Source organism: Bacillus sp. 204(2023) (assembly GCF_037027505.1).
Taxonomy (GTDB): domain Bacteria; phylum Bacillota; class Bacilli; order Bacillales; family Bacillaceae; genus Bacillus; species Bacillus subtilis.
In genome coordinates this window covers 48,310-59,832 of the sequence record NZ_JAXCHE010000014.1, presented here as the reverse complement: position 1 = coordinate 59,832, position 11,523 = coordinate 48,310, and the positions used below count along the sequence as shown (strand labels likewise).

Genomic DNA, 11,523 nt, shown 5'->3' with positions numbered 1-11,523 from the left:
GATAGCGAAGAGGTCACACCCGTTCCCATACCGAACACGGAAGTTAAGCTCTTCAGCGCCGATGGTAGTCGGGGGTTTCCCCCTGTGAGAGTAGGACGCCGCCAAGCAAGCTTAAACCCAGCTCATTGAGCTGGGTTTTTTGTATTTTGGTTTATTGGTATCATAAAATTCCACTTAACTGTATAATATAATAACTTTATACCGAATTTTAAATCAGCAATCAGGTTTTGTGGACCGGGAAAATGGAAATAATAAAGGATAGAGCGAGAAAGTTGAAAATTCTCGAGAAACGGCTTATAGTAAGATTAAAGTCAAATATAGTCAAAGTCAGTAAAGGAGGGGGTTGAGTGGGACATAATATTTCTGACATCATTGAACAATATTTAAAACGAGTGTTAGATCAAAATGGCAAGGAAATTTTAGAGATTAAACGAAGTGAAATTGCAGATAAATTTCAATGCGTTCCTTCCCAAATAAATTATGTCATCAACACCAGATTTACAAGCGAAAGAGGATATATTGTTGAGAGCAAACGCGGGGGCGGCGGTTACATCAGAATCATTAAAATTAAAATGAACAATGAAGTTGTCCTGATCAATAATATTATTTCTCAAATTAATACCCATTTGTCTCAAGCAGCCTCTGATGATATTATTTTAAGGCTATTAGAAGACAAGGTAATTTCAGAAAGAGAAGCAAAAATGATGGTCAGCGTAATGGACCGCTCAGTTTTACACATTGACTTGCCTGAACGTGATGAATTAAGAGCGAGAATGATGAAGGCAATGCTGACTTCTTTAAAATTAAAATAAGCGGGTGAAAAGATTGATTTGTCAAGAGTGCCACGAGAGACCAGCCACTTTTCACTTTACAAAGGTTGTTAACGGAGAAAAAATAGAAGTTCATATTTGTGAACAATGTGCCAAAGAAAATAGTGATTCATATGGTATAAGTGCAAATCAGGGTTTCTCTATTCATAATTTACTTTCGGGTTTACTGAACATGGATTCTTCATTTCAAAATGCAGGAACTCAAATGTTCAGTCACTCGGAGCAAATATCTGCTTGTCCGAAATGCGGAATGACTTTTCAGCAATTCAGAAAAATTGGTCGTTTTGGATGTTCTGAATGTTACAAAACATTTCATAGCAACATTACACCAATCCTACGTAAAGTGCACAGCGGAAACACTGTGCATGCAGGTAAGATACCGAAACGAATAGGCGGCAATCTTCATGTCAGACGGCAGATTGATATGCTAAAAAAGGAATTAGAATCCTTAATCCATCAAGAAGAATTTGAAAATGCAGCTCATGTAAGAGATCAAATTCGTTCATTAGAACAATCACTCAAAAGTACAGATAGTGAGGAGGAACAGGAGTAATGTCGCTAAAGCATTTTATTCAGGACGCACTAAGCAGTTGGATGAAGCAGAAAGGACCTGAAAGTGACATTGTACTCAGCAGCCGCATACGTTTAGCAAGGAACTTTGAGCATATTCGGTTCCCTACGCGGTATTCCAATGAAGAAGCCTCATCCATCATACAGCAATTTGAAGATCAGTTTTCAGAGCAAGAAATTCCCGGAATCGGCAAATTTGTTTTGATTAGAATGAATGATGCACAGCCTTTAGAGAAGCGTGTACTTGTTGAAAAACATCTAATCAGTCCAAATCTGACAGAGTCTCCTTTTGGCGGCTGTTTGCTTTCAGAAAATGAGGAAGTAAGCGTCATGCTAAATGAAGAGGACCATATTAGAATTCAGTGTCTTTTCCCTGGATTTCAGCTTTTAGAAGCAATGAAAGCCGCTAACCAGGTCGACGACTGGATTGAAGAAAAAGTTGATTATGCATTCAATGAGCAAAGAGGATACTTAACCAGCTGTCCTACAAACGTAGGTACAGGTTTAAGGGCTTCGGTCATGATGCATCTGCCGGCACTGGTTTTAACTAGGCAAATAAATCGAATTATACCGGCAATTAATCAATTAGGCTTAGTTGTTAGAGGAATTTATGGGGAAGGCAGCGAAGCAGTAGGGAATATCTTTCAAATTTCAAATCAGATCACGCTCGGTAAGTCAGAGCAGGATATTGTAGAGGATCTTAACAGTGTTGCTGCTCAGTTGATTGAACAAGAACGATCTGCCCGAGAAGCGATTTATCAAACTTCTAAAATCGAACTTGAGGATCGGGTATATCGGTCTTATGGGGTCTTGTCTAATTGCCGGATGATAGAATCGAAAGAAACTGCAAAGTGCCTTTCAGATGTTCGGTTAGGCATAGACCTAGGCATTATAAAAGGACTTTCAAGCAACATACTTAACGAACTTATGATTTTGACGCAGCCAGGATTTTTACAGCAATACTCGGGAGGCGCTTTGCGTCCGAACGAAAGGGACATTCGAAGAGCGGCTCTCATCAGAGAACGGCTTCACTTAGAAATGAATGGGAAAAGACAGGAGGATGAATTGATATGATGTTTGGAAGATTTACAGAACGAGCTCAAAAAGTACTGGCGCTAGCACAGGAAGAAGCACTTCGGTTAGGTCATAATAACATTGGCACTGAGCATATTTTATTAGGACTGGTAAGAGAAGGAGAGGGCATTGCTGCTAAAGCTCTTCAAGCGCTTGGACTCGGTTCAGATAAAATTCAGAAAGAAGTAGAAAGTTTGATCGGGCGCGGGCAGGAAATGTCTCAAACGATTCATTATACTCCTAGAGCTAAAAAAGTCATTGAGCTTTCAATGGATGAAGCAAGAAAACTCGGTCATTCTTATGTTGGAACAGAACATATTCTTCTTGGTCTGATTCGTGAAGGAGAAGGTGTTGCTGCGAGAGTTCTGAATAATCTCGGTGTCAGCTTAAATAAAGCAAGACAGCAGGTGCTCCAGCTTCTAGGAAGTAATGAAACAGGATCATCAGCGGCAGGAACAAACAGCAATGCGAATACGCCTACGCTTGACAGCTTGGCAAGAGACTTAACTGCTATTGCGAAGGAAGACAGCCTTGACCCTGTAATCGGCAGAAGCAAGGAGATCCAGCGTGTCATTGAAGTGTTAAGCCGCAGAACGAAAAACAACCCTGTTCTCATTGGGGAACCAGGTGTAGGTAAAACGGCTATCGCAGAAGGTTTGGCACAGCAAATTATCAATAATGAAGTACCCGAAATTTTGCGTGATAAACGTGTGATGACATTAGACATGGGAACAGTTGTTGCCGGCACAAAATACCGTGGAGAATTTGAGGATCGCCTGAAGAAGGTCATGGATGAAATTCGCCAGGCAGGAAATATCATTCTATTCATCGATGAGCTCCATACATTAATCGGGGCAGGCGGAGCAGAAGGTGCTATTGATGCATCTAATATTTTAAAACCTTCACTTGCTCGCGGCGAACTCCAATGTATTGGTGCAACGACTCTTGATGAGTACCGTAAATATATTGAAAAAGATGCAGCACTGGAACGCCGTTTTCAGCCGATTCAGGTTGATCAGCCATCTGTAGATGAAAGTATTCAAATTTTACAAGGTCTGCGTGACAGATACGAAGCCCACCACCGCGTTTCTATCACTGATGATGCCATTGAAGCTGCGGTTAAGCTTTCTGACAGATATATTTCTGACCGCTTCCTTCCGGATAAAGCAATTGACTTGATCGATGAAGCAGGTTCAAAGGTGAGACTGCGCTCATTTACAACACCTCCTAACTTAAAAGAGCTTGAGCAGAAGCTTGATGAGGTTCGTAAAGAGAAGGATGCAGCAGTGCAAAGCCAAGAGTTTGAAAAAGCTGCTTCCTTGCGTGATACAGAACAACGCCTACGCGAGCAAGTAGAGGATACGAAGAAATCATGGAAAGAGAAGCAAGGGCAGGAAAACTCAGAGGTTACTGTAGATGATATTGCGATGGTTGTATCCAGCTGGACCGGTGTGCCTGTATCTAAAATCGCCCAAACTGAAACTGATAAGCTTCTCAATATGGAAAACATTCTTCATTCCCGTGTCATTGGCCAGGATGAAGCGGTTGTAGCTGTTGCAAAAGCCGTCAGACGTGCGAGAGCAGGATTGAAAGATCCTAAACGCCCAATTGGCTCATTCATTTTCTTAGGCCCTACAGGTGTAGGTAAAACAGAGCTTGCACGAGCACTCGCTGAATCCATTTTTGGCGATGAAGAATCCATGATCAGAATTGATATGTCTGAATACATGGAAAAACACTCAACTTCAAGACTTGTCGGTTCTCCTCCGGGATATGTGGGATATGATGAAGGCGGTCAATTGACAGAGAAAGTCAGAAGAAAACCTTACTCTGTCGTGCTTCTTGATGAGATCGAGAAAGCGCACCCTGATGTCTTCAATATCCTTCTGCAAGTTCTTGAAGACGGACGATTGACTGATTCTAAAGGACGCACAGTCGATTTCCGCAATACCATTCTGATCATGACATCAAACGTCGGAGCAAGTGAGCTGAAACGCAATAAATATGTCGGCTTTAACGTTCAGGATGAAACTCAAAATCATAAAGACATGAAAGATAAAGTGATGGGTGAATTGAAACGAGCGTTCAGACCTGAGTTCATCAACCGTATTGATGAAATCATTGTCTTCCATTCACTTGAGAAAAAACATCTTACTGAAATTGTGTCATTAATGTCTGATCAATTAACGAAACGCCTGAAAGAACAAGATCTTTCTATCGAATTGACAGATGCAGCAAAAGCGAAAGTCGCGGAAGAGGGCGTTGACCTGGAATACGGTGCCCGTCCGTTAAGAAGAGCGATCCAAAAACATGTCGAGGATCGTTTATCTGAAGAACTCCTCAGAGGAAATATTCATAAAGGACAGCATATTGTTCTTGATGTAGAAGATGGCGAATTTGTCGTAAAAACGACTGCTAAAACGAATTAATATAGAAGACGGAAATGAGGCATACAGCATGTAAGTGTATGCCTCACTTTCATATCAAGAAATAGAACAAGGGAGAGGTCTTACACTATATATGGCTAAAACAAAATCGAAATTCATCTGCCAATCCTGCGGCTACGAGTCTCCAAAATGGATGGGGAAATGTCCGGGCTGCGGTGCTTGGAATACAATGGTGGAAGAAATGATTAAAAAAGCACCGGCCAATCGGAGAGCGGCTTTTTCTCATTCTGTTCAAACTGTACAGAAACCTTCACCTATTACATCAATCGAAACATCAGAAGAACCCCGCGTCAAAACCCAGCTTGGCGAGTTTAACAGAGTACTCGGCGGAGGTGTCGTTAAAGGCTCCCTCGTTTTAATTGGCGGTGATCCTGGTATCGGAAAGTCAACGCTATTACTGCAGGTTTCCGCTCAATTATCAGGCTCATCAAACAGTGTCCTGTATATTTCGGGAGAAGAATCTGTAAAGCAAACGAAGCTGCGAGCAGACCGTCTCGGCATTAATAATCCGTCACTACATGTTTTATCTGAAACCGATATGGAGTATATTTCGTCTGCTATACAAGAGATGAATCCAGCGTTTGTCGTTGTTGACTCTATTCAGACGGTTTACCAAAGCGATATTACATCGGCTCCAGGCAGTGTGTCACAAGTCAGAGAATGTACCGCTGAGCTGATGAAAATTGCAAAAACAAAAGGTATTCCGATTTTTATCGTAGGGCACGTGACGAAAGAAGGGTCTATTGCAGGTCCGAGACTGTTGGAGCATATGGTTGACACTGTTTTATATTTTGAGGGAGAACGCCACCATACTTTCCGTATTTTGCGGGCTGTAAAAAACCGTTTCGGATCTACAAACGAAATGGGCATTTTTGAAATGCGGGAAGAGGGGCTCACTGAGGTTTTGAATCCTTCGGAAATTTTCTTAGAAGAACGCTCTGCTGGTTCCGCAGGCTCGAGTATCACTGCCTCTATGGAGGGCACTAGACCGATTCTCGTTGAAATTCAGGCGCTCATCTCGCCAACAAGCTTTGGCAACCCAAGGCGTATGGCAACGGGAATAGACCATAACAGGGTTTCTCTGTTAATGGCTGTGTTAGAAAAAAGAGTTGGACTGCTGCTGCAAAATCAGGATGCTTATTTGAAAGTGGCTGGCGGCGTTAAGCTTGATGAACCGGCAATTGATCTTGCGATTGTGATTAGTATCGCATCAAGCTTTAGAGACACACCTCCAAATCCTGCAGATTGTTTTATTGGAGAAGTGGGATTAACCGGAGAAGTCCGGCGGGTTTCAAGAATTGAACAGCGTGTGAAAGAAGCGGCAAAGCTTGGTTTTAAACGCATGATCATACCCGCGGCAAATCTGGACGGATGGACAAAACCAAAAGGGATTGAGGTTATCGGAGTAGCAAATGTTGCAGAAGCGCTTCGTACTTCATTAGGAGGATAATAGATGGAAAAAGAGAAAAAAGGGGCGAAACACGAGTTAGACCTGTCATCTATATTGCAGTTTGTTGCTCCGGGTACACCGCTCAGAGCGGGGATGGAAAACGTCTTGAGAGCAAATACAGGCGGTCTGATTGTTGTTGGATATAATGATAAAGTAAAAGAAGTGGTGGACGGCGGCTTTCACATAAACACGGCTTTTTCTCCGGCGCATTTATATGAGCTGGCTAAAATGGATGGAGCGATCATTTTAAGTGATTCGGGTCAAAAGATCCTCTATGCGAATACTCAGCTGATGCCGGATGCCACAATTTCTTCATCAGAAACAGGAATGCGGCATAGAACTGCCGAAAGAGTAGCTAAGCAAACTGGCTGTCTTGTGATCGCTATTTCTGAAAGAAGAAATGTCATAACGTTATATCAGGAAAACATGAAGTATACACTAAAAGACATAGGATTTATTTTAACCAAGGCGAACCAAGCCATTCAAACACTTGAAAAATATAAGACAATCCTCGATAAAACGATTAATGCACTGAACGCGTTAGAGTTTGAGGAACTTGTTACCTTCAGTGATGTCTTGTCTGTCATGCATCGTTATGAAATGGTACTGAGAATCAAAAACGAAATTAATATGTATATCAAAGAGCTGGGGACAGAAGGGCATCTGATCAAACTGCAAGTCATTGAATTGATTACGGATATGGAAGAAGAGGCCGCTTTATTTATTAAGGACTATGTAAAAGAAAAGATTAAAGATCCGTTTGTTCTCTTGAAGGAGCTGCAGGATATGTCCAGTTATGATCTGCTGGATGATTCCATTGTGTATAAGCTTCTCGGTTACCCTGCTTCTACTAATCTTGATGATTATGTATTGCCGAGAGGATACAGGCTGTTAAATAAGATACCGCGTCTTCCGATGCCGATTGTTGAAAATGTTGTAGAAGCATTTGGAGTCCTACCAAGGATTATTGAGGCGAGTGCAGAAGAATTAGATGAAGTAGAGGGTATCGGTGAAGTACGAGCCCAAAAAATCAAAAAAGGATTAAAACGCCTGCAAGAGAAGCATTATTTAGACAGACAACTGTGATTTCGGTTAAAACCTTATGAATACGGGTATATTAATGTTGGTTTTTGTTTATTCTGATATTCGTAGGATGCATAAGACTTTGTGAAATTAAAATGTTAAAAAAGGAGGTGGGGGTATGTTAAAACGAATAGTTCAGGCGTTCTTCATTATTTTTGGCGGCGTTGTTGGTATATTTTTGATACCTGAATTGTTTGTACTGTTAAATATACAGGACATACCTTTAATAACAAACGCATATACGTCTGCGGCAATAGGAGCAATTATCTTTTTTCTCATCAGTATATGGGGTACAGAATACGTTGTGAACTGGGTGAAGTGGATAGAGGATTCATTGTTAAAAGCGCCGGTTCCAGATTTGTTATTTGGAAGTCTTGGCTTAGTTTTTGGACTTATAATTGCTTATCTTATCGTAAATGTTATTCCTTTAGACAATATACCTTACCGCATATTCAGCACAATAATTCCTGTATTTTTGGCTTTCTTCCTCGGTTATCTCGGCTTCCAGGTGGGCTTTAAGAAAAAGGATGAATTGATCAGCCTGTTTTCCATTTCCGCCAGAATGCAAAAGAAAAAAGGAACAGCTGATGAAGAACATGAGGTTCAAGACAAGAAGCTGAAAATTTTGGACACTAGTGTTATTATTGATGGGAGAATAGCAGATATTTGCCAGACTGGTTTTTTAGAGGGAGTTATCGTGATTCCGCAGTTTGTCCTTGAGGAATTGCAGCATATTGCAGACTCTTCAGATGTTTTAAAACGAAACAGAGGACGCCGCGGTCTTGATATCCTGAACCGCATTCAGAAAGAATTAGACATTGAAGTTGAAATTTACGAAGGCGACTTTGAAGATATTCAGGAGGTTGACAGCAAGCTCGTCAAACTTGCTAAGCTGACATCCGGGGTCGTTGTGACGAATGATTTTAATTTAAATAAAGTGTGCGAGCTTCAAAAGGTAGCAGTATTAAACATTAATGACCTTGCCAATGCGGTCAAGCCTGTTGTGCTTCCTGGCGAGGAAATGAATGTTCAGGTCATTAAGGACGGGAAAGAGCATAATCAGGGAGTTGCCTACTTGGATGACGGTACGATGATTGTCGTTGAAGAAGGACGCAATTATATCGGCAAGCATATTGATGTACTCGTCACAAGTGTGCTGCAGACAGCAGCGGGACGAATGATTTTTGCGAAGCCTAAGCTGTTGGAGAAGGCGCTCTAAAGGGAGAAGAAACAATGAGTTATGATGTGGTGATTCCTGCAGCCGGACAGGGAAAGCGGATGAAGGCAGGGAGAAATAAACTGTTCATTGATCTGAAAGGAGACCCGGTGATCATACACACGTTAAGAGTGTTTGACAGCCACCGGCAGTGCGATAAAATCATTTTGGTGATTAACGAGCAGGAGCGGGAGCACTTTCAGCAATTGCTGTCCGATTACCCGTTTCAAACTTCAATTGAGCTTGTTGCAGGCGGAGAAGAGCGTCAGCACAGTGTGTATAAGGGGCTGAAAGCCGTAAAGCAGGAAAAGATTGTCCTTGTACATGACGGTGCCCGCCCATTTATAAAACATGAACAAATTGACGAACTGATCGCAGAGGCGGAACAGACAGGAGCGGCCATCCTTGCTGTTCCGGTAAAAGATACGATTAAACGCGTTCAAGATTTACAAGTCAGTGAGACGATTGAACGTTCAAGCTTGTGGGCTGTCCAAACGCCACAAGCTTTTCGTCTTTCTTTATTGATGAAGGCTCACGCTGAGGCCGAGCGCAAGGGATTTTTAGGGACGGATGACGCCAGCCTCGTTGAACAGATGGAGGGCGGTTCGGTCCGTGTTGTAGAAGGCAGCTATACAAATATTAAGCTGACGACGCCAGACGATTTGACGTCAGCTGAAGCTATCATGGAATCAGAAAGTGGGAATAAACATGTTTAGAATTGGACAAGGATTTGATGTGCATCAATTAGTGGAGGGCCGTCCTCTCATTATTGGCGGAATTGAAATCCCGTACGAAAAAGGGCTGCTTGGCCATTCTGATGCAGACGTATTGCTGCATACTGTCGCTGACGCCTGCCTGGGAGCTGTGGGTGAAGGAGACATCGGCAAGCATTTTCCTGACACAGATCCCGAGTTCAAGGACGCAGATTCTTTCAAATTACTTCAGCATGTCTGGGGAATCGTGAAACAGAAAGGGTATGTCCTTGGGAACATTGATTGCACCATCATAGCGCAAAAGCCGAAGATGCTGCCGTACATAGAAGATATGAGAAAAAGAATTGCTGAAGGCCTTGAGGCAGATGTTTCTCAAGTAAATGTAAAAGCAACAACGACAGAAAAGCTTGGATTTACAGGCCGGGCGGAAGGAATAGCGGCTCAGGCGACAGTACTGATACAAAAAGGCTAACTTGTTTTGATGCCGGGTCTATTTGGTGGTAGAATAGATTCATACATTTTTGCCTGAGGCCATACATGACATGAAAGGAAGTATTTGAAAATGGGAAACGAAGTACGCGTCCGTTATGCACCGAGTCCAACCGGACATTTGCATATTGGAAATGCCAGAACGGCGCTTTTTAATTATTTATTTGCCCGCAATCAAGGCGGTAAGTTTATCATTCGAGTTGAGGATACAGATAAAAAGCGCAATATTGAGGGCGGAGAACAAAGCCAGCTGAATTATCTGAAGTGGCTAGGTATTGACTGGGATGAGAGTGTGGATGTCGGAGGAGAGTACGGCCCATACCGTCAGTCAGAGCGTAACGATATCTATAAAGTGTACTATGAAGAGCTTCTTGAAAAAGGGCTTGCTTATAAATGTTACTGTACGGAAGAAGAGCTTGAAAAAGAGCGTGAAGAACAGATTGCCCGCGGAGAAATGCCTCGTTATTCCGGAAAACACAGAGACCTGACTCAGGAAGAACAGGAGAAATTTATCGCTGAAGGCAGAAAACCGAGTATTCGTTTCCGCGTGCCGGAAGGAAAAATCATCGCCTTCAATGATATCGTAAAAGGCGAAATTTCTTTTGAATCAGATGGCATCGGCGACTTTGTTATTGTGAAAAAGGACGGAACGCCGACTTACAACTTCGCGGTAGCGATTGATGATTACTTAATGAAAATGACACACGTGCTGCGCGGTGAGGATCATATTTCTAACACACCGAAACAGATTATGATTTATCAAGCATTCGGATGGGATATTCCTCAGTTCGGACACATGACGCTGATCGTAAACGAAAGCCGTAAAAAGCTCAGTAAACGTGATGAATCCATTATTCAATTCATCGAGCAGTACAAAGAGCTTGGCTACCTGCCAGAAGCACTGTTCAACTTTATCGGCCTGTTAGGCTGGTCACCGGTTGGAGAAGAAGAGCTTTTCACAAAAGAGCAGTTTATTGAAATTTTTGATGTAAATCGTTTATCTAAATCACCAGCTTTGTTTGATATGCATAAGCTAAAATGGGTTAACAACCAATATGTGAAGAAGCTGGATCTTGATCAGGTTGTTGAATTGACGCTTCCGCATTTGCAAAAAGCCGGCAAAGTTGGCACTGAGCTTTCTGCTGAAGAACAAGAATGGGTTCGTAAACTGATTTCCCTGTATCATGAGCAATTAAGCTACGGTGCGGAAATTGTTGAGCTGACTGATTTGTTCTTTACGAATGAGATCGAGTATAATCAAGAAGCGAAAGCTGTTCTGGAAGAAGAACAGGTTCCTGAAGTGCTCAGCACATTCGCAGCGAAGCTTGAAGAGCTTGAGGAGTTCACTCCGGATAACATCAAAGCATCGATCAAAGCAGTGCAGAAAGAAACTGGCCATAAAGGGAAAAAACTGTTTATGCCGATTCGTGTTGCTGTAACAGGGCAAACTCACGGCCCGGAACTGCCGCAATCAATTGAATTGATCGGTAAAGAGACTGCAATTCAGCGTTTAAAAAATATCTAAATAAATGATTGTTGACAGGGAAGAGTATAAAGCTTAAGGCCATTACAGAAAGGATCTCCATTGGCTGAGAGAGATCCATGAGCCGGGTTTTAGAAGTGCGCCCTTAAGACCTTTGAAGAACGTTTT

General features: G+C 42.3%; 10 protein-coding genes, 1 rRNA gene and 1 other annotated feature (1 of these 12 only partly in view). All 11 genes read left to right on the top strand.

Going from position 1 to position 11,523, the window contains the following annotated elements; genetic code table 11:
- Positions 1 to 107: ribosomal RNA gene (gene rrf / locus WA279_RS20185) — 5S ribosomal RNA — on the top strand; the annotation flags it as partial.
- A gap of 240 nt (positions 108 to 347) precedes the next feature.
- Positions 348 to 812, top strand: coding sequence for a transcriptional regulator CtsR (gene ctsR / locus WA279_RS20180; RefSeq protein WP_003225724.1), 465 nt, complete (start codon positions 348 to 350; stop codon positions 810 to 812).
- Positions 813 to 825: 13 nt separating this feature from the next.
- The gene (gene mcsA / locus WA279_RS20175; protein WP_015252993.1) at positions 826 to 1,383 is read left to right on the top strand and encodes a protein-arginine kinase activator protein McsA; all 558 of its coding nucleotides are present in this window, start codon (positions 826 to 828) and stop codon (positions 1,381 to 1,383) included.
- A complete protein-coding gene (locus WA279_RS20170) occupies positions 1,383 to 2,474 on the top strand; it encodes a protein arginine kinase (protein WP_336156437.1) in 1,092 nt (363 codons plus the stop codon). Before mcsA ends, WA279_RS20170 begins: the two co-directional genes overlap by 1 nt.
- Positions 2,471 to 4,903 (top strand): ATP-dependent protease ATP-binding subunit ClpC, encoded by a 2,433-nt coding sequence (gene clpC, locus WA279_RS20165; RefSeq protein ID WP_014475592.1) that lies wholly within the window; start codon positions 2,471 to 2,473, stop codon positions 4,901 to 4,903. Before WA279_RS20170 ends, clpC begins: the two co-directional genes overlap by 4 nt.
- Before the next feature lie 91 nt (positions 4,904 to 4,994).
- Positions 4,995 to 6,371: a DNA repair protein RadA gene (gene radA / locus WA279_RS20160; RefSeq protein WP_014475593.1), complete on the top strand. Its 1,377-nt coding sequence runs from the start codon at positions 4,995 to 4,997 to the stop codon at positions 6,369 to 6,371.
- A gap of 3 nt (positions 6,372 to 6,374) precedes the next feature.
- On the top strand, positions 6,375 to 7,457 hold the full coding sequence (disA, locus tag WA279_RS20155) for a DNA integrity scanning diadenylate cyclase DisA (protein WP_003225736.1): 1,083 nt from the start codon (positions 6,375 to 6,377) through the stop codon (positions 7,455 to 7,457).
- Between the two features lie 115 nt (positions 7,458 to 7,572).
- Positions 7,573 to 8,673, top strand: coding sequence for a PIN/TRAM domain-containing protein (locus WA279_RS20150; protein ID WP_003235014.1), 1,101 nt, complete (start codon positions 7,573 to 7,575; stop codon positions 8,671 to 8,673).
- Between the two features lie 14 nt (positions 8,674 to 8,687).
- Complete coding sequence (gene ispD / locus WA279_RS20145; protein ID WP_064672086.1) at positions 8,688 to 9,386, top strand: 2-C-methyl-D-erythritol 4-phosphate cytidylyltransferase; 699 nt, start codon at positions 8,688 to 8,690, stop codon at positions 9,384 to 9,386.
- On the top strand, positions 9,379 to 9,855 hold the full coding sequence (ispF, locus tag WA279_RS20140) for a 2-C-methyl-D-erythritol 2,4-cyclodiphosphate synthase (protein ID WP_003225745.1): 477 nt from the start codon (positions 9,379 to 9,381) through the stop codon (positions 9,853 to 9,855). The genes ispD and ispF overlap by 8 nt, the downstream gene beginning before the upstream one ends.
- 90 nt (positions 9,856 to 9,945) lie before the next feature.
- Positions 9,946 to 11,397: a glutamate--tRNA ligase gene (gene gltX / locus WA279_RS20135; protein WP_336156435.1), complete on the top strand. Its 1,452-nt coding sequence runs from the start codon at positions 9,946 to 9,948 to the stop codon at positions 11,395 to 11,397.
- 2 nt (positions 11,398 to 11,399) lie between these two features.
- Positions 11,400 to 11,523 (top strand) — a binding site (T-box leader) (it continues 107 nt past the right edge of the window).